Raw genomic sequence first — 19,311 nt, forward strand, 5'->3', positions numbered from 1 at the left:
CATTCCCATGTCCGAAACGACCATCGATAGCGCCACCGGCTGGTGGCGAACATCGATCATCGACATCCATCCGGGCTCGATCCGGGTGCGCGGCTACGCCATCGAGGAGCTGATCGGCACGATCGGCTTCCCCGACATGGTCTGGCTGATGCTGCGCGGCGAGTTGCCGACACCGGCGCAGGGCCGGCTGTTGGGTGCAGCACTGGTGGCGGCGGTGGACCACGGCCCACAGGCGCCGTCCATCGCCACAGCCCGTATGGCTGCCACCTGCGGCGTCGGACTGAACAACGCCATGGCGTCCGGCATCAATGCGCTGGGCGACGTCCATGGCGGCGCCGGCCAGCAATGCATGGAACTGTACGCCGCCGTCGCCGCTCGCATGGCGGACGGCATGTCCGTGGCCGGGGCGGCGGAGAGCGAGATTGCCGCCCGGCTGGAGCGGCGCGAGCATATCCCCGGCTTCGGCCACCGCTTCCATCCCGTCGATCCGCGCGCCGGCCGGCTGCTGGCCCTGGTCGAGGAGGCGAGAGGGGAGGGCACCGTGACCGGAGAGGCCGCCGCCATCGGCCGCGCGGTGGAGGATGCGCTTGCCGGGCGCAAGGGCAAGCGGCTGCCGATGAACATCGACGGCGCCACCGCCGTGGTCTTCGCTGAACTTGGCTTCCCGGCTGGTCTTGGGCGCGGGTTGTTCGTGCTGTCGCGCTCGGTTGGCATCCTGGCGCACGCCTGGGAGCAGTCGCAGCAGGGCGGCCGCATCAAGGGACCGATGCCGCCGTCTATTCCCTACCGCTATGACGGGGCGTCGCCGCGTCCGGTTGCAGGAGATGGCGCATGACCGACCAACCCCTCGGCAAAACGCTTCCCCTGGCCGGCGTCAAAATCCTCGATTTCGGCCACACGGTGATGGGGCCGTCCTGCGCGATGATCCTCGCCGACCTCGGCGCCGACGTGGTGAAGATCGAGCCGGTGCCCAACGGCGAGCCGACCCGCCATCTGAAAGGCTTCGGCACCGGCTATTTCGGCTATTTCAATCGCAACAAGCGCTCCATCGCCGTCGACCTGAAGACGCCGGAGGGCCGTGACATCGCGCGCCGCCTCGTCGCCGAGGCCGACGTGCTGGTGGAGAATTTCGCCCCCGGCACGATGGAGCGGCTGGGGTTGGGCGCCGACGCGCTGGCCCGCGTCAACCCGCGCCTGATCTATGCCAGCCTGAAGGGCTTCCTCGACGGCCCCTATGCCGGCCGCCTCGCGCTCGACGAGGTGGTGCAGATGATGACCGGGCTCGCCTATATGACCGGGCCGAGCGGCCGGCCTTTGCGGGCAGGCACCTCGGTCGTGGACATCACCGGCGGCATGTTCGCGGTCATCGCCATCCTGGTGGCACTGCGCGAGCGTGAGCACACCGGCAAGGGCCAGACCATCGAAACCGCATTGTTCGAGACCACGGTGTTCCTGATGGGGCAGCATCTCTGCTACGCCGCCCAGTCGGATGGGCCGATCCCGCCGATGCCGGAGCGCGTGTCGGCCTGGGCGGTCTATGAGACCTTCCGTACCGCCGGCGGCCGGCCGATCTTCGTCGGCATCACCACCGACAGCCATTGGGAGCGCTTCTGCGCCGTCATCGACCGGCCGGACCTGCGCGACGATCCGGACTTCCGCACCAACAACGAACGCATCGCTGCCAGGCCGCGCCTGCTGCCGCTGTTGACCGGGCTGTTCGGCAGCCTGTCAATGGAGGAGGCGGTGTCGGTGTGCGAGCGCGCCCGCATTCCCTTCGCGCCCATCGCCCGGCCGGAGGATCTGTTCGAGGACCCGCATCTGCGGGCGACCGGCGGGCTGATGCCGACCACCCTGCCCAACGGGGTGCGGACCGCGCTGCCGCGGCTGCCGATCCACGTGGCTGACACCGATCTGACGATCCGCCGTGACCCGCCACGCATCGGACAGGACACGCGCGCGGTGCTGACCGAACTCGGTTACGGTCCGGCGGCGATCGAGCAGCTGACGGAAGCCGGAATCGTGGTGGCCGACAGCGAACCCGACAGCGACCGGAAACGCCTCGCAGGATGATGCGGGACAGGTCGGAAGATCAATGAAATGACGGAGGAAACACGGATGTCTGAGCACGCCATCAGCGATCTGGTCATCGTCGGCTGCGGCATCGCCGGGCTTTCGGCGGCGGTGACGGCGTTGCAGGCCGGCCTGTCGGTCACCCTGCTGGAGCGGGCGCCCGAGGAGGATTTCGGCGGCAACTCGCGCTGGACCGAAGCCTATATGCGGATGAAGAACGATTCCGAGATCTCTGACGATTTCGAGGAGCATTTCGCCGCCAATGCCGGGCTGAACATCGATCCCAACGTGCTGGCGGCGGCCGCCGAACCCTACGAGCATTGGCCGGACTATGTGAAGGCCCACCCCTTCCCCGATCCGGAGGTGATCTCCCGCTTCGCCGAGCGGGTGCCGCCGACCATCGCCTGGCTGAAGGGCTTCGGCCTGCGGTTCGAACCGCAGCCGATCTATCTGCTGACCCAGAACACCCAGCGCATCGCGGCGCAGGGCGGCGGCCTTGCCCTGATCGAACGCCTGATGGCGGAGGCGAAGGCGCTGGGGGCCCGCGTGCTCTACCGCACCACGGCGCTCGACCTGCTGCGTGACGACGAGGGCCGCATCGGCGGCGTCTATGCCACCGGGACGGACGGGCTGCGCGTCGCCATCCGCGGCCGGGCGACCATCCTGGCGTCGGGCGGCTATCAGGGCAATCCGGAGATGATGACCCGCTACATGGGCCAGCGCGCCAAGCATGTGCGGCCGGTGGCACGCGGCGGCTACTACAATCGGGGCGAAGGCATCCGCATGGCGCTCGACGCCGGGGCGGCGGCGGCCGGCGATTTCGGCTCCTACCATGCCGAACCGGTCGATCCGCGGTCGCGCCAGCCGGAAGCGGTGATCTTCATCTGGCCCTATGGCGTGCTGGTCAACAAGCGCGGCGAGCGCTTCCTCGACGAGGCGCCGGGCACCGCCGACGCCACCTACGACCACATCACCCGCATCGTCGCCGATCAGCCCGACGGGATCGCCTATGTGCTGTTCGACGACCAGGTGGAGGACATTCCACGCTGGCGCGCCAGCATCCGCAGCGACGTGCCGGCCATCGAGGCGCCGACGCTCGACGCGCTGATCGGCAAGCTGGGGCTGCCGCTGGACGCCACGCTGGAGACGGTCGCCGCCTACAACGCCGCCTGTCCGGCCAACGCGACCCGCTTCGACCCGACGCGGGTGGACGGTCTGGCGACCACCGGGCTGAGCCCGGCCAAGACCAACTGGGCGCGCCCGCTGACCAAGGGTCCGTTCCGCGCCTTCCCCATCGTCTCGGCCAATTGCTTCACCTTCGGCGGATTGAAGGTGGACGTCGATGCCCGCGTGCTGGACGGCAATGGCAGGCCGATGCCGGGACTCTATGCGGCGGGCGAGACGGTCGGCCTCTATCACCAGGTCTATACCGGCTCGACCTCGGTCCTGCGCGGCGCGGTGTTCGGCCGGCTGGCCGCCCAGCATGTGGCGGCCTCCAGGGACGCCGCCTGACCGTCCGGAAAGCTGGCCATCCATAAAAATACCCTAGGGAGGAACTGATGAACCGTTACGCCGTAACGGCGGCCGTTGCCGCCTGCCTGTTTGCCCACACCTTGTCCCAGCCGGCGCTTGCGCAAAGTGCCGCCTACAGCGACGGCAAGATCAAGATCGGCATCCTGACCGATCTTTCGGGCCAGCTGTCCGACAGCACCGGGCAAGGCTCGATCACCGCGGCGCAGATGGCGGTGGAGGATTTCGGCGGCTCCGTCAACGGCACGCCCGTTGAACTGATCTTCGCCGACCACCAGAACAAGGCCGACGTCGGTGCCTCGACGGCACGGCGTTGGTACGACGTCGATCAGGTCGACGCCATCATGGACGTGCCGAACTCCGCTGTGGCGCTGGCGGTGCAGCAGATCACCAAGGAGAAGAACCGCGTCGCCATCTTCTCCTCGCCGGCCAGCTCTGACCTGACCGGCAAGGCCTGCACGGCGAACGGCATCCACTGGACCTACGATACCTATGCGCTGGCCCATGTGACCGGCGAGGCGGTGGTGGCCTCGGGTTTCGACAGCTGGTACTTCCTGACCTCCGACTATGCCTTCGGCCACGCGCTGGAGCGTGACACCGGCGCCGTCGTCGAAAGCCAGAAGGGCAAGGTGGTGGGAAGCGTCAGGATGCCGGCCAACAATGCCGACTTCTCCTCCTTCCTGCTCCAGGCCCAGGCGTCGCCGGCCAAGGTCGTGGCGCTCGCCACCGCTGGGGCCGACACCCAGAATGCCATCAAGCAGGCGGCGGAATTCGGGCTCGGCCAATCGGGCAAGAACATCGTGGCGCTGCTGCTCGCCATCAGCGAGGTCCACGCGCTGGGCCTGCCGGCGACCCAAGGCATCATGCTGACGACGCCCTTCTACTGGGACATGGACGACGAGACGCGCGCCTTCTCCAAACGCTTCTTCGAGAAGCGCAAGGCGATGCCGACCTTCTACCAGGCCGGCGTCTACGGCGCGGTCAGCCATTATCTGAAGGCGATCAAGGCCGCCGGGACCGACGCCGCCCCCACCGTCATGAAGACGATGAAGGAAACGCCGGTGAACGACTTCATGACGAAGAACGGCACCGTGCGCGAGGACGGCCGGGTGCTGCGCGACATGTACCTGTTCCAGGTCAAGACCCCGGCCGAATCCAAGGCGCCCTGGGACTATTACAAGATGGTCCGCAGCGTTCCCGCCGACCGCGCCTTCCGGCCGCTGTCTGACAGCGAGTGCCCCCTGGTCAAAAAGATGTAGCCGGTGCTCTGCAAGGCTCGGAGGCTGGTGAAGCATAACCGATGGTAATGCGCTGCTTACATAAACGAAGTTGAGCCGGAGGGCGAATTGCTTAGGATTCCCACCGAAACCGCCGCAGCCCTCCCAGCGGTGGCGCCCTTTCCCCCTTACTGGACAGCATGACGATGGAGCGGATATCGGCCGCCGAAACCAGCCTGAGCGGGGGCGACCCCGCGACGGGTGAGATGGTGATGCGCGGGCATCGACTGCCCGACCTGATCGACCGGTCCTATGAAGACGTCGTGGCGATCCTGTGGGACGCGAAGAACCCGGCGCAGATGAGCCTGGATGCGCTTGGGGGGGCGCGGTGCGAAGCCTTCGCGCGGCTGTCTTCCCGATTTGCGGCCATGCCGTCCGATCTCACGGTGATCGAGCTACAGCGCTGTCTGCTGGCCTCGCTGCCGGGAAGCGCGATGACGCCGCTGCTGCTGGTGGCGGGAGCGGCCGTTGCCGCCGCATCGGCCGTTCGGCTGGTTCACGGACAAACCCCGGTGGCGCCGGACCGCTCCTTGCCGCATGCCGCCGATCTGTTGCGCATGATCCATGACGCCGCTGCCGGCGAGGCGGAAATACGGGCACTGAACCGCTATCTGGTCGCGATGGTCGATCATGGCGTGAACGCCTCGACCTTCACCGCCCGCGTGGTCGCCTCGACCAGGGGCGGCTTGTTGGCCGCCGCCGTGGCGGCGTTGGGCGCGCTGGAAGGGCCGCTGCATGGCGGCGCGCCGGGGCTGGTCCTTGACATGCTGGACGCTATCGGCGAGGCGGACCATGCGGACGTCTGGGTGGCGGCTGCGCTCGACCGGGGCGAGCGCCTGATGGGCTTCGGGTCACGAGCCTATCATATCCGCGATCCACGCGCCGATGTCATGAAGGACAGCCTGCTGGCTCTGCAGCGGTCCGGCGCGAGCCGGGCACCCGAGGGTCGGCTCGCCTTTGCCGAAGCGGTCGAGCGGACGGTTCTGGCGGTGATGGCGTCGCGTCGTCCCGACCGGCCCCTTCACACCAATGTGGAATTCTTCGCCGCCCTGCTGCTGGAAGCGCTCGGTGTGCCGCGTGCCGGCTTCACACCACTCTTCGCGGCCAGCCGCGCGGCCGGATGGGCGGCGCATGTGCGCGAACAGGAACGGACCGGACGCATGCTGCGGCCGACATCACGCTATGTCGGCCCGCCGCCGGCCGACCGACCCAAGACCGGAAAAGGACAGGAATGAACGCCGCACCGAACGACGACATCATCCTGGAAGCGCGCAACCTGACGAAGGAGTTCAAGGGGTTCGTGGCGGTGAAGGAGGTGAACCTCCAGGTTCGCCGCGGCACCATCCACGCGCTGATCGGCCCGAACGGCGCCGGCAAGAGCACGGTGTTCAACCTGCTGACCAAGTTCCTCACCCCCACGCGCGGCCAGATCCTCTACAAGGGCCGCGACATCACCCGCACCAAGCCGGCCGACATCGCGCTGATGGGGCTGGTCCGCTCCTTCCAGATCTCGGCCGTCTTCCCGCACTTGAGCGTGCTGGAGAATGTCCGCGTCGCCTTGCAGAGGCCGCTCGGCACCAGCTTCCATTTCTGGAAGTCCGAGTCGTCGCTCTACGACCTGCACGACCGGGCGCTGGAACTGATCGAGGCGGTCAACCTCACCCCCTGGGCCGGCCACACCGCCGCCGAGCTGCCCTATGGCCGCAAGCGCGCCCTGGAGATCGCCACCACCCTGGCGCTCGACCCGGAGGTGATGCTGCTCGACGAGCCGCTGGCCGGCATGGGCCATGAGGACATTGAGGGCACGGCGGCTCTCATCAAGCGCGTCGCCGCCGACCGCACCGTGCTGATGGTGGAGCACAATCTGTCGGTCGTCGCCCACCTGTCGGACACCATCACCGTTCTGCGCCGCGGCGAGATCCTGGCGGAGGGGCCGTACGAGGTCGTCTCCAAGAACCCGCAGGTGATGGAAGCTTATATGGGGACCGGACATGCCTGACGGCGCGATGACCAAAACCGCCCACACCGGAACGGCGATGCTGGAGATCGCCGACCTGCACGGCTACTACGGCGAAAGCCATGTGCTGCACGGCGTCAGCCTGGAGGTGCGCCAGGGCGAGGTGGTGACGCTGCTGGGCCGCAACGGCGCCGGCAAGACCTCGACCATGCGCGCCATCATGGGGATCATGGGCAAGCGCACCGGCTCCATCCGCTTCCAGGGCACCGAGCTGATCGGCATGGCCCAGCACAGGATCCCGCGCCTTGGCATCGGCTATGTGCCGGAGGAGCGCGGCATCTTTTCCTCGCTCAGCGTGGACGAGAACCTGACGCTGCCGCCGGTGGTGAAGGACGGCGGGATGACGGTGCCGCAGATCCACGACCTGTTCCCCAACCTGAAGGGCCGCGGCTCGACGCAGGGAACACGGCTGTCGGGCGGCGAGCAGCAGATGCTGGCGATCGCCCGCATCCTGCGCACCGGCGCCACCCTGATCCTGCTGGACGAGCCGACCGAGGGTCTGGCCCCGGTCATCATCGAGCAGATCGGCGTGGCGGTGCGGGCGCTCAAGGCCCGCGGCTTCACCATCGTTCTGGTGGAGCAGAACTTCCGCTTCGCCGCCACCATCGCCGACCGCCATTACGTGATGGAGGAGGGGCATGTGGTGGACATGATCCCCAACGACCAGCTCGACGCCAACATGGACAAGCTCCACACCTATCTCGGCGTGTGAGCGGGAGAGAGACGCCCGATGTCCCAACTGCTCGGCATTCCGCCGCAAGCCCTGTTCGGCCAGCTTCTGCTCGGCCTGATCAACGGCTCCTTCTATGCGCTGCTCAGCCTGGGGCTGGCGGTGATCTTCGGCATGCTCAACGTCGTCAACATGGCGCATGGCGCCTTGTACATGGTCGGCGCCTTCGTGGCGTGGCTTCTGCTGAGCCATGCCGGCGTCGGTTACTGGGGGGCGCTGGTGCTGGCGCCGCTGGTGGTCGGCGCCGTCGGGCTGGTGCTGGAGCGCACCATGCTGCGCCGGCTCTACAAGGTCGACCATCTCTATGGCCTGCTGCTGACCTTCGGGCTGGCGCTGATCTTCGAGGGCGCCTTCCGCCACCAGTACGGCGTGTCGGGCCAGCCCTATCCCATTCCCGACCTGCTGAAGGGCGGCACCAACCTGGGCTTCATGTATCTGCCGACCTACCGCGGCTGGGTGGTGGCGGCGTCGCTTCTGGTGTGCCTTGGCACCTGGTTCGCCATCGAGCGCACCAAGCTGGGCGCCTATCTGCGGGCGGCGACCGAGAACCCGACGCTGGTGCAGGCCTTCGGCATCAACGTGCCGGTGATGGTGTCGCTGACCTACGGGTTTGGGGTGGCGCTGGCCGGTCTGGCCGGCGTGCTGGCGGCGCCGATCTATCAGGTGTCGCCGCTGATGGGGTCGAACCTGATCATCGTGGTGTTCGCGGTGGTGGTGATCGGCGGCATGGGGTCGATCCTCGGCGCCATCGTCACCGGCCTCGGGCTGGGGCTGCTGGAAGGGCTGACCAAGGTCTTCTATCCCGAAGCGTCCAACATCGTGGTGTTCGTCATTATGGCCGTGGTGCTGATGGTGAAGCCGGCCGGCCTGTTCGGACGGGAGAGATAAGCCATGACCATGCAAACCCGCGACACACTGCACGAAGGCCTTGTCATGTCCGGCGGCTCGCCGAAGATCCTGCTGACCGGAGCCGGGCTGCTGCTGGCGGTCCTGGCGCCCTATGTCCTGTATCCCGTCTTTCTGATGAAGGTGCTGTGCTTCGCGCTGTTCGCCTGCGCCTTCAACCTGCTGATCGGCTTCGCCGGGCTGCTCAGCTTCGGCCATGCCGCCTTCTTCGGCGGGGCGGCCTACATCGCCGCGCATGTGGTGAAGGAATGGGGCTGGGCGCCGGAGGCAGGCCTGCTCGCCGCCACCGTGGTCGCCGGGCTGCTGGGGCTGGTCTTCGGCCTGATCGCCATCCGCCGGCAGGGCATCTATTTCGCCATGATCACGCTGGCGCTGTCGCAGATGGTGTTCTTCCTGGCGCTGCAGCTGCCCTTCACCCATGGCGAGGACGGCATCCAGGGCGTGCCGCGCGGCCTGCTGTTCGGGCTGTTCGACCTCAGCCAGCCGCTGACCATGTACTACGCCGTGCTGGCGATCTTCGTCGCCGGCTTCGCCCTGATCTGGCGCACGGTGCATTCGCCCTTCGGCCAGGTGCTGAAGGCGATCCGCGAGAACGAGCCGCGCGCGGTGTCGCTCGGCTACCGCACCGACCGCTACAAGCTGGTGGCCTTCGTGCTGTCGGCCTCGCTGGCCGGGCTGGCCGGCGGGACCAAGGCGCTGGTGTTCCAGCTCGCCAGCCTGACCGACGTGACGTGGCAGATGTCGGGCGAGGTGGTGCTGATGACGCTGTTGGGCGGCATGGGCACGCTGTTCGGGCCGGTGGTCGGTGCCGGGTTGGTGGTGACGCTGGAAAGCTACCTCGCCTCCACCAGCCTGCCGGTGCCGGTGGTGATCGGCTGCATCTTCGTCGTCTGCGTCCTGCTCTTCCGCCGCGGTATCATCGGCGAACTGATGCACCGGCTGCCAGGCAGGGGGAACCGCTGATGTCCCGCCTCGACGGAAGGCGCCTGCTGCTGCGCCATAGGATTCCCGGCGCGCTGGTGGGCGCCGCGGTGGTCACGGCGATCCTGCTCGGCGGCTTCGCCTACTCCGCGGCATCGAGTCGCCTGCGCGCGGCGGCCGGCGAAAAGCTGGTGGCATTGGCCGACGCCCGTGCCGCCAGCGTGCGGTCCTATATCGAAGGGCTGGAAGGCGATGTCGTGCTGACCGCCAACACCCGGTCCATGCGCGATGCGGCGGTGGCCCTCGTCAACGGTTGGCGGATCGAAGCCGACCGTGGCGATCCCACCGCCCTGCTGCGCAAACGCTATGTCGACGACAATCCCTATCCGGCGCCAGAGCGCTACAATCTGGAGAAATCGGCCGACAACGCCATGTACGACACGGCGCATCTGCGCCTGCATGGCTGGATGAGCGATCTGATGCAGCGGCGCGGCCTGGCCGACGTGTTGCTGGTGGCGCCGGACGGCACCGTCCTTTACAGCGCTGCTAAAAAAGACGATTTCGCCAAGCCGGTCGCCGAAGGCCCGCTGCGTCGTCTCGTGGATGGCATCACGGCGGGCACTATGGCCGGCGAGGCGATGATCGCCGACTTCGCGCCCTATGCCGCCGGCAAAGCCGCCTCCGCCTTCCTGGCGGCGCCGGTCGCCCTTCGGTTCCCGGATGGTCGCCAACAGAATCTGGCGACGCTGGTTTTCAGGATTGAAGCGGACGGGATCGACCGCATCATGCTGGCGAGCGACGGCATGGGAGAAACCGGAGACACCTTCCTGGTCGGCGACGATGGTCGTCTGCGCAGCACGCCGCGTTTCTCCGGCGGGCAGGGCATATTGGCGCCTTATGACAGCCCCGTCGTCGCGGCGGCAAAGGCCGACCCCGATCATATCGGCGTCATGGAGGCCACCCGCTTCGGCGGCAGCTCTCCGGCGCTCGCCGCCTATCGGCCGGTGAGCCATGACGGACTGCATTGGCTGGTGCTGGCCGAGGCGTCGGTCGACGAAATCCTGGCTCCTGTCCGCGCCATGCGCAACCAGATGATCGGGGTGGGCGCCGCCCTGCTCCTGGTCGTCAGCTTCGCCGGAATCCTGCTGGCCCGCGGCATCGTCCGGCCGTTGACGGCCATGTGCGTGGCAATGCAGCGCCTCGCCGAGGGCGACCGCCGGCTGGAGATCCCCGCCACCGAAAGGGGCGACGAGATCGGGCGGATGGCCGGCGCCATGCAGGTCTTCAAGGAGGCGCTGATCCGTGCCGACGTGCTCCATGCCGAACAGGAGCGTGTCCGTGTCCTGCGCGACGAGCGGGCGCAGGAAGTGGAAAGGATGACGGCGGATTTCGACCGGCGCGTCGGCGGCATCGTCCGGGCGGTGACCGCGGCGGCCGAGGGGCTGGAGGCGACGGCACGCTCGATGAGCATCGGTGCCGACCGCACGCTGAGCGAGGCGACCGGCGTCACCACTGCGGCCGACGAGACGGCGGCCAGCGTCGGCACGGTGGCGTCGGCGGCCAACCAACTGAGTGCCTCGATCACCGATATCAGCCGCTATATCGATGAATCCGGCCGCATCACCCAGGCTGCCGTCGGGGCGACGACCGAGGCCGGGGAGACCATGCGGGTGGTGGTGGAGACGGCCAGCCGCATCGGTGCGGTGGTCCAGTTGATCCACGACATCGCGGCCCAGACGAACCTGCTGGCGCTGAACGCCACCATCGAGGCGGCACGGGCGGGGGAGGCCGGCAAAGGCTTCGCCGTCGTCGCCGGCGAGGTGAAGCATCTGGCGGCGCAGACCGCCAGAGCCACCGACGAGATCGGCAGCCAGATCGCGACCATGCAATCGGTAACAGACGGTGCCGCCGCCGCCATCGGTCAGATCGTCGTGGTGATCCAGGACATGGGCCGCATCTCCGGCATCGTCGCCGAAGCGGTGGAGGAGCAGGAAACGGCGACCGCCGAGATCGCCACCAATGCCGCCCAGGTCGCCAAGGCCACCCAATCCGTCACCACCATCATCGACAGCGTCGCGCGGTCGGCCGACACCACCAAGACCGCGGCGGGGGACGTGCTGAGCGCCTCCAACGATCTCGCGCGGCAGGCAGGGGACCTCCATCAGGAGATCAACCGCTTCCTTGCCGACATCAGAGCCGCATAAGGATGCAAACCATGAAGATACTCGTCCCCGTTAAGCGAGTGGTCGACTACAACGTGAAGATCCGCGTCAAGGCGGATGGCAGCGGCGTCGAGACCGCCAACGTGAAGATGAGCATGAACCCCTTCGACGAGATCGCCGTCGAAGAAGCCGTGCGCCTGAAGGAAGCCGGCAAGGCGACCGAGATCGTCGTGGTCTCCGTCGGCCCGACTCAGGCCCAGGAGACCCTGCGCACCGCTCTCGCCATGGGTGCCGACCGCGCCATCCTGGTGCAGACCGACGTGACGACCGAGCCGCTCGCCGTCGCCAAGGTGCTGAAGGCCCTGGTCGAGAAGGAGGCCCCCGGCCTCGTCATCCTCGGCAAGCAGGCGATCGACGACGACTGCAACCAGACCGGCCAGATGCTGGCGGCGCTGCTCGGCTGGGGTCAGGGCACCTTCGCCTCGAAGATCGTTGCCGGCGACGGCAAGGTCGCGGTGACGCGCGAGATCGACGGCGGGCTGGAGACGGTGGAGCTGAAGCTGCCGGCGGTGGTGACGGCCGACCTGCGCCTGAACGAGCCGCGCTACGCCTCGCTGCCCAACATCATGAAGGCGAAGAAGAAGCCGCTGGAGACCGTCACGCCGGACGCGCTCGGCGTCGATGTGACGCCGCGCCTGACCATGCTGAAGGTCACCGAGCCGGCCAAGCGTCAGGCCGGCATCAAGGTGCCTGACGTCGCCACGCTGGTCGACAAGCTGAAGAACGAGGCGCGGGTGATCTGAGCGCCGGCTCCGGTGCCCCCACCCTAACCCTCCCCCGCTTCGCAGGGGAGGGAACTCCGCCGCTCTCCCGCATCAGCACTTTCCCCCTCCCCTGCGAAGCGGGGGAGGGTCGGGGTGGGGGCAAGTGCCCGCACTCGCCCCCACCCCCGCCCGCCAGAGGAATCCGCCATGCCCATCCTGATCCTCGCCGACCACGACAACGTCATCCTCAAGCCTGCCACCGCCCACGCGGTGACCGCCGCCGCCAAGCTCGGTGGCGACATCCACCTCCTGGTCGCCGGCCGCAACGCCGCGCCGGCTGCCGAGCAGGCCGCCAAGCTGGCCGGCGTCGCCAAGGTGCTGCTCGCCGACGATGCCGCCTACGAGCATGCCCTGGCCGAACCGGTCGCGGCGCTGCTGGTGTCGCTCGCCCCCGGCTACAGCCATGTCCTCGCCGCCGCCACTTCAGCCGGCAAGAACGTGCTGCCGCGCGTCGCCGCCTTGCTCGACGTGGCGATGATCTCCGACATCACCGCCGTGGTCTCTTCGGATACGTTCGAGCGGCCGGTCTACGCCGGCAACGCCATCGCCACCGTGCAGTCGGCCGACCCGGTGAAGGTCATCACCGTCCGCACCACCGCCTTCGAAGCGGCGGCAGCCACCGGCAGCGCCCCGGTCGAGAGCATCGCCGCCGTGGCCGATCCCGCCCTGTCGAGCTTCGTCTCGGCCGAACTGTCGAAGTCGGAGCGTCCGGAGCTGACCGCCGCCCGCATCATCATCTCCGGCGGGCGTGGCATGCAGTCGGGCGACAACTTCCACCTGCTGGAGGCCATCGCCGACAAGCTGGGCGCCGCGGTCGGCGCCAGCCGGGCCGCCGTGGACGCGGGGTTCGTGCCGAACGATTATCAGGTCGGCCAGACCGGCAAGATCGTGGCGCCGGAGCTGTACGTCGCCGTCGGCATCTCGGGTGCGATCCAGCATCTGGCCGGCATGAAGGACAGCAAGGTGATCGTCGCCATCAACAAGGACGAGGAGGCACCGATCTTCCAGGTCGCCGACTACGGCCTCGTCGCGGACCTGTTCAAGGCTGTGCCGGAGCTGCAGCAGGCGCTGTGATCGGTCGTCAATCGTTCACGAAAAAGGGCGACCTCCACCGGGAGGCGCCCTTTGCTCTGAAGAAACAATCGCTGCTACACCCGTTCAAGCAGCAGTGCGATGCCCTGGCCGACACCAATGCACATGGTGCACAGGGCGTACCGGCCGCCGCGCAGCTCCAGTTCGATCAACGCGGTGGTGGCCAGCCGCGCACCGGACATCCCCAACGGATGGCCGAGCGCGATGGCACCGCCATTGGGATTGACCCGCGGATCGTCATCCGCCAGTCCAAGCTCCCGAAGGCAGGCAAGGCCCTGTGCGGCGAACGCTTCGTTCAACTCGATCACGTCGATGCGGTCGAGCGGCACGCTGGTGCGGTCGAGCAGGAGGCGCACCGCCGGGACCGGTCCCATACCCATCACGCGCGGCTCGACGCCGGCCACCGCCGCGCCGACGATGCGGGCACGCGGCGTGAGGCCATGACGCCTGGCTGCCGTCTCTCCGGCGACGATCAGCGCCGCCGCGCCGTCGTTGATGCCGGACGCATTGCCGGCGGTCACAGTACCGCCGGGACGCACCACCGGCTTCAGCGCGGCGAGCTGATCGAGCGTGGTGTCCGGGCGAGGATGTTCGTCGGCTGTCACCTCGGTGATCGCCCCCCTGCGACCGGCGACCGGCACGGCGACGATTTCCCGTGCAAGGCGTCCGCTGCGCTGAGCGGCGGCGGCCCGCTGCTGCGAGCGCAGGGCGAAAGCATCCTGATCGTCGCGGGCGATGCCATACCGTTCGGCCACCGTCTCGGCGGTTTCCGGCATGGTGTCAACGCCGTGCGACGCCTTCAGTCGCGGGTTGACGAAGCGCCAGCCCATGGTGGTGTCTTCCAGCCGCATCGCACGGGAGAAAGCGCCTTCTGCCTTTCCCATCACGAAGGGCGCGCGCGACATGCTCTCCGCTCCGCCGGCCAGGAGCAGGGATTGTTCGCCCGCGCGCACGCCGCGCGCCGCGAGCGCGATGGCGTCGAGCCCCGATCCGCACAGGCGGTTCACCGTGGTGCCGGGAACCGTTTCGGGCAGACCGGCCAGCAGGACCGCCATGCGAGCGATGTTGCGGTTGTCCTCTCCCGCCTGGTTGGCGCAGCCCAGGATCACGTCGTCGATTGCCGACGGATCGAGGGATGGGTTGCGGTCGAGCAATGCCCGCAGGGGGATGGCGGCGAGATCATCGGCGCGTACCGGCGCCAGCGCGCCGGCGTAACGCCCGATCGGCGTGCGCACGGCGTCGCACAGAAATGCTTCAGTCATGGGCTGGGTCTTCCGGTGCCCGCAACCTTCGGGGGCGGAGCGGGCGCGTTGTTGGGCGGGGAGTTGACGGCGGCTTGCGGCATCGGCAATGCGGCCGGCCGCCGCCTCAACTATCGGAAGCCGGAATGGACCAGACAACTGACATAAACTTGGCGGGGCATAACCTGCGGTAATGGTACGCCGCCAGGCCTCAGCCAATCGCCACCTGCTCCAGCAGCCAGTTGCGCACCTTGGCGATGCGGGCGCGGTCCTGGTGGTTGGGCGGCACCACGAAATAATAGCCGAGATCGCGGCGCAAGGGCTGGTCGATCGGACAGACCAGACTGCCACTGCGCAGTTCGGTTTCCAGCATGGCGGGTTGGCCCATGGCGATGCCCAGCCCGTCCAGGGCGGCCTGATAGGTCAGCAGCGAACTGGGAAACATCAGCGGCTCCTGCGTCTCCGCCATCGTCACGCCAGCCGCCTCCAGCCAGTCGGACCAGTCCCGCCGCCGGTAATGGGAATGCAGCAGCGGGTAGCGCTGCAGATCGGCCGGCGTTCTCACCGGCGGGCCGCTGGCGAGCAGGGTGGGGCTGCAGACCGGCAGGATCTCGTCGGCAAACAGGAAAACCGAGTCCATGCCCTGCCAATCGCCGGTGCCCAACTGGATCGCCGCGTCGACGTTGTCGCGGGCAAAGTCGACCGGCGTCACCGCGGTTCGGGTGCGCAGCCGCAGATCAGGGTGGTTGGTCTGCAACTGCGGAAGGCGCCGCATCAGCCATTTCGCCATGAAGGTTGCATAGACCTGCAGCTTCAAGGGAGCGGCGGCACGGGCGGACACCAGTTCGGACGTCGCCTCCGCGATGCAGCGGAAGGCCGGTGCGATCTGCGCCGCGTACCGCTTGCCCTCGCTGGTCAGGGTCAGGCCGCGGGCCTCGCGGTGGAACAGCCGCACCCCCAGGTAATCCTCCAGCAAGGCGACCTGCCGGCTGACCGCTGGTTGGGTGACGCTCAACTCGTCCGCCGCCTTGGTGAAGCTGCCATGCCGGGCAGCGCATTCGAAGACATGGAGCGGGTTGAGCGGGGGGATTGGGCGCACCGTCTCGGCTCCATTACAAAAGGTTATGTATGCCCAACAACTAGGAATTTGCCGCTTGTTCGTCAATGCGATTGATTGTCTGCAACGCAAATCGATAGCCCCGTCGGAGCCATGGACTTTCAACTCAACCAGGAACAGCGCGCCTTCGCCGACTCCGTGCGCCGCTTTGCCCGCGCCGAGCTGGCTGCCGACGCGCTGAAGCGCGCCCACTCCCCGGCCTTTCCGTGGGACGTGGCCGCGAAACTGTCGGAGATGGGGCTGCTGGGCATCACCATCCGCGAGGAGGACGGCGGAATCGGTGGCACGCTGATGGACGCGGTGATCGCCATCCAGGAGCTGGCGCTGGTCTGTCCCAAGAGCGCCGACGTCGTCCAAGCGGGCAATTTTGGGCCGATCCGCACCTTTGCCGAATATGCCAGCCCCGAGCAGAAGGAGCGCTGGCTGGGTGACCTGCTCGGCGGACGCAAGCTGCTGGCGCTGGGCATGAGCGAGCCGGACGCCGGATCGGCCGTCACCGATCTGAAGACCAGCGCCCGCGAGGATGGCGACCATTACGTCATCAACGGATCGAAGGTCTTCTCCACCCACAGCCCGGAAGCGACGCTGTTTCTGATCTATGTCCGTTTTGGCCCCGGGGTCGGCGGCATCGGTTCGGTGCTGATCGAACGCGGCACCCCGGGCTTCACCGTCGGTCAGCCCTCCGCCTTCATGAGCGGAGAGGAATGGTGCCAGCTCTATTTTGAGGACTGCCGGATTCCCAAGGCCAACGTTTTGTTGGGGCCGGGCGGTTTCAAGAAGCAGATCGCCGGCTTCAACGTGGAGCGCATCGGCAATGCCTCGCGGGCGCTGGCGCTTGGCCGACATGCCTTCAACCTCGCCAAGGATCATGCGGAGACGCGGACCCAGTTCGGCCGCCCGCTGTGCGAGTTTCAGGGCCTGCAGTGGAAATTCGCCGACATGGCGCTGAAGCTGGAAGGCGCGCAGCTGCTGCTCTACCGCGCCGCCACCAACGCGGACAACGGCCTGCCGTCGGCCTATGAAACCTCGATCGCCAAGCTGGCCTGCAACCTTGCCGGCTTCGAGGTCGCCAATGAAGCCCTGCAGATCATGGGCGGCACCGGTTACAGCCAGGAGGCGCTGGTCGAATATTGTGTGAAGCGGACGCGCGGCTGGATGATCGCCGGCGGCTCCATCGAGATTTTGAAGAACCGCATCGCCGAGGAGCTGTTCGAGCGTCGCTTCGATCAGCGCCCACCGCGGGAGAGTCGGTCGTGAGCGGCACCGCCCTTAAGGGCTGCAGCGGCTCAGCTCTTGCCGAGGCCTTGCTGCGGCCACGCTCCGTGGCTCTGGTCGGGGTGTCGGACGACATCGGCAAGACCGCCGCCCGTCCGCTGCGTTTCCTGCGCCGTGCCGGTTATGGCGGCGAGGTCTACAGCGTCAATCCCACCCGCGCCACCGTGCAGGGCGAGCCGGCCTTCGCGTCGCTGTCGGCTCTGCCGGAACGGCCGGACCATGCCTTCATCCTGACCGGCACCGATGCGGCCATCGCCGCGCTGGAGGAGTGCGGGCGTCTGGGTGTCCCGGTCGCGACCATCCTGGCCGGCGGCTTTTCCGAGGCGGGTGACGCCGGCATCGAACGCGAACGGCGGCTGGCGGAGATCGGGCGGTCCTACGGCGTGCGTGTGCTTGGCCCCTCCAGCATCGGCGTGGTCAATGTGCATGAGCGGCTGGTGCTGACCGCCAACGCCGCCTTCGCCGAACCCGACCTGCCGGAAGGCGGGGTGTTCGTCGCTTCGCACAGCGGAAGCCTGATCGGTGCCATGCTGTCGCGGGGCAAGGCGCGTGGCGTCGGCTTTGCCGGGCTGGTTTCGGTCGGCGGCGAGGTGGATTTGTCGGTCGGCGAAATCTGCGAGGCGACGCTAGACGACCCCAAGATCGGCGGTTACCTGCTGTTCCTGGAATCGATGCGCAACGCCGACGCGCTCCGCCGCTTCGCTTTGGCGGCGGCGGAGCGGGGCAAGCCGGTGGCGGCCTACAAGCTTGGCCGCTCGGCGGAGGCGGCGGAACTGGCGGTCTCCCACACCGGTGCGCTGGCCGGAGAGGACGATGTCGCCGACACCTTCCTGCGCGACTGCGGGATCGCCCGGGTGGAATCCTTCGACGGGCTGCTGGAGATCATGCCGCTGCTCAACCGGATGCCGGTGAAATCTGTGCGGCAACCTGCTGTCGGCGTCGTCACCACCACCGGCGGCGGTGCGGCCATGGCCATCGACCAGCTTGCCATCCGCGGCGTGCGGGTCGCCGCCCCCAGCCCGGACACCGTGCGTCGTCTCGCCGAGGTGGGGATCGCGGCCGGAGAGGGGCGGCTGGTCGATCTGACGCTGGCGGGCACCCGTTACGACGTGATGAAGGCTGCGCTGGGGGTGATGCAGACCGCGCCGGAATTCGATCTGGTGCTGGCGACCGTCGGCTCCTCCGCCCGGTTCCAGCCTGATCTGGCGGTTGCGCCGGTGATCGACAGCGCGCGGGAGCATGAAAAGCCCTTGGCCGCCTTCATCGTGCCGGAGGCGCCGGAAGCGCTGTTGCGCCTGAATGCCGCCGGGGTCCCGTGTTTCCGCGCGCCGGAATCCTGCGGCGACGTGATCGCCGCCGCGTTCGGCCGCCGCACCCCCCGATCCGAACTGGCGTTGCCGTCGCCACCGGTTCAGGCGGGTGCCGGGCGGACCATCGACGAGGCCGAGGCCTATCGTCTGTTCGCCCGCGTCGGCGTTCCTCACGCGCCGGTCACGGTGCTGACGGTCGGCGAGCCGGTGCCGGAGCTTCCCTTCGCCTATCCGGTGGTGGCAAAGGTCCTGCATCCGGACATCGCCCACAAGACCGACGTTGGCGGCGTGGCGCTGAACATCGCCGACGCCGATGCGCTGTCCGCCGCCATCGCCGCGATCCGTGACCGGGTCGAAGCCGCGCGTCCGGGAATGAGCGTGCGCCAGATCCTGGTCCAGCCGATGACGCGCGGTGTGGGCGAGGTTCTGGTCGGTCTGCGCCGTGATCCCCAGGTCGGGCCGGTGGTGATGCTGGCCGCTGGCGGCGTACTGACCGAGATCTACCGCGACCGCGCCCTGCGGCTGGCGCTGGTGGACCGGGCCACCGCGCTGGAGATGATCGGCGAGGTGAAGGCGCTCCAGGCCCTGGCCGGCTATCGCGGCCGGCCGGCCGGCGACCTCGGCGCCGTCGCCGATGCGCTGGTCGCGGTCTCCCGCCTTGCCCTGCTGGACGACGTGACCGTGCTGGAGGCGGAGATCAATCCGCTGATGGTGATGGCCGACGGACAGGGGGCTGTGGCGGTCGATGCGCTGGTCCGGCTGGCAACGGCGGACGCGGACAGTCAAGCCCAAGAAGACGACACTGAAAACCGTTCCGGGAGGAACCGATGATGCCCAGG

16 protein-coding genes are annotated in these 19,311 nt (G+C 68.1%); 14 read left to right on the forward strand and 2 right to left on the reverse strand.

The window, feature by feature from the left end; all coding sequences use genetic code 11:
* The first annotated feature begins 7 nt into the window (after window positions 1–7).
* The 12 genes from ACCD06_RS20055 to ACCD06_RS20110 all read left to right on the forward strand — a co-directional run bounded on the left by ACCD06_RS20055 (window position 8) and on the right by ACCD06_RS20110 (window position 13,511).
* Window positions 8–835, forward strand: coding sequence for a citryl-CoA lyase (locus tag ACCD06_RS20055; protein ID WP_413342961.1), 828 nt, complete (start codon window positions 8–10; stop codon window positions 833–835).
* Window positions 832–2,070: a CaiB/BaiF CoA transferase family protein gene (locus ACCD06_RS20060; protein ID WP_413342963.1), complete on the forward strand. Its 1,239-nt coding sequence runs from the start codon at window positions 832–834 to the stop codon at window positions 2,068–2,070. Before ACCD06_RS20055 ends, ACCD06_RS20060 begins: the two co-directional genes overlap by 4 nt.
* 45 nt (window positions 2,071–2,115) lie before the next feature.
* Window positions 2,116–3,582 carry an FAD-dependent oxidoreductase gene (locus ACCD06_RS20065; RefSeq protein WP_413342965.1) on the forward strand — a complete coding sequence of 489 codons (1,467 nt, stop codon included), beginning with the start codon at window positions 2,116–2,118 and terminating at the stop codon, window positions 3,580–3,582.
* Between the two features lie 47 nt (window positions 3,583–3,629).
* Window positions 3,630–4,859, forward strand: a complete 1,230-nt coding sequence (locus ACCD06_RS20070) for an ABC transporter substrate-binding protein (protein WP_413342967.1) — start codon at window positions 3,630–3,632, stop codon at window positions 4,857–4,859.
* A 164-nt stretch (window positions 4,860–5,023) separates the two neighbouring features.
* Window positions 5,024–6,112 (forward strand): citrate synthase, encoded by a 1,089-nt coding sequence (locus ACCD06_RS20075; RefSeq protein ID WP_413342969.1) that lies wholly within the window; start codon window positions 5,024–5,026, stop codon window positions 6,110–6,112.
* On the forward strand, window positions 6,109–6,876 hold the full coding sequence (locus tag ACCD06_RS20080) for an ABC transporter ATP-binding protein (protein WP_085092200.1): 768 nt from the start codon (window positions 6,109–6,111) through the stop codon (window positions 6,874–6,876). The genes ACCD06_RS20075 and ACCD06_RS20080 overlap by 4 nt, the downstream gene beginning before the upstream one ends.
* A complete protein-coding gene (locus ACCD06_RS20085; RefSeq protein WP_085082702.1) occupies window positions 6,869–7,606 on the forward strand; it encodes an ABC transporter ATP-binding protein in 738 nt (245 codons plus the stop codon). The genes ACCD06_RS20080 and ACCD06_RS20085 overlap by 8 nt, the downstream gene beginning before the upstream one ends.
* Window positions 7,607–7,624: 18 nt before the next feature.
* Window positions 7,625–8,512 (forward strand): branched-chain amino acid ABC transporter permease, encoded by an 888-nt coding sequence (locus tag ACCD06_RS20090; protein WP_413342972.1) that lies wholly within the window; start codon window positions 7,625–7,627, stop codon window positions 8,510–8,512.
* A gap of 45 nt (window positions 8,513–8,557) precedes the next feature.
* The gene (locus tag ACCD06_RS20095) at window positions 8,558–9,493 is read left to right on the forward strand and encodes a branched-chain amino acid ABC transporter permease (protein WP_413344054.1); all 936 of its coding nucleotides are present in this window, start codon (window positions 8,558–8,560) and stop codon (window positions 9,491–9,493) included.
* On the forward strand, window positions 9,493–11,655 hold the full coding sequence (locus ACCD06_RS20100; RefSeq protein WP_413342974.1) for a methyl-accepting chemotaxis protein: 2,163 nt from the start codon (window positions 9,493–9,495) through the stop codon (window positions 11,653–11,655). Before ACCD06_RS20095 ends, ACCD06_RS20100 begins: the two co-directional genes overlap by 1 nt.
* Window positions 11,656–11,666: 11 nt before the next feature.
* Complete coding sequence (locus ACCD06_RS20105; RefSeq protein WP_413342976.1) at window positions 11,667–12,416, forward strand: electron transfer flavoprotein subunit beta/FixA family protein; 750 nt, start codon at window positions 11,667–11,669, stop codon at window positions 12,414–12,416.
* Between the two features lie 168 nt (window positions 12,417–12,584).
* Window positions 12,585–13,511: an electron transfer flavoprotein subunit alpha/FixB family protein gene (locus ACCD06_RS20110; protein ID WP_413342978.1), complete on the forward strand. Its 927-nt coding sequence runs from the start codon at window positions 12,585–12,587 to the stop codon at window positions 13,509–13,511.
* Between the two features lie 74 nt (window positions 13,512–13,585).
* On the opposite strand, the gene pcaF is transcribed toward ACCD06_RS20110, so the two are convergent.
* Both pcaF and gcvA read right to left on the reverse strand, forming a co-directional pair.
* Window positions 13,586–14,791 (reverse strand): 3-oxoadipyl-CoA thiolase, encoded by a 1,206-nt coding sequence (gene pcaF / locus ACCD06_RS20115; protein WP_413342980.1) that lies wholly within the window; start codon window positions 14,789–14,791, stop codon window positions 13,586–13,588.
* Between the two features lie 190 nt (window positions 14,792–14,981).
* Window positions 14,982–15,869: a transcriptional regulator GcvA gene (gcvA, locus tag ACCD06_RS20120; RefSeq protein WP_158282046.1), complete on the reverse strand. Its 888-nt coding sequence runs from the start codon at window positions 15,867–15,869 to the stop codon at window positions 14,982–14,984.
* Between the two features lie 111 nt (window positions 15,870–15,980).
* Here gcvA and ACCD06_RS20125 point away from each other — a divergent pair, with 111 nt between their 5' ends.
* Together ACCD06_RS20125 and ACCD06_RS20130 are read left to right on the forward strand one after the other, a co-directional pair.
* Complete coding sequence (locus tag ACCD06_RS20125) at window positions 15,981–17,144, forward strand: acyl-CoA dehydrogenase family protein (RefSeq protein ID WP_109154830.1); 1,164 nt, start codon at window positions 15,981–15,983, stop codon at window positions 17,142–17,144.
* Complete coding sequence (locus tag ACCD06_RS20130; RefSeq protein WP_413342983.1) at window positions 17,141–19,303, forward strand: acetate--CoA ligase family protein; 2,163 nt, start codon at window positions 17,141–17,143, stop codon at window positions 19,301–19,303. The genes ACCD06_RS20125 and ACCD06_RS20130 overlap by 4 nt, the downstream gene beginning before the upstream one ends.
* Window positions 19,304–19,311 lie beyond the last annotated feature (8 nt).

The organism is Azospirillum sp. CT11-132, assembly GCF_047302835.1.
GTDB lineage: Bacteria > Pseudomonadota > Alphaproteobacteria > Azospirillales > Azospirillaceae > Azospirillum.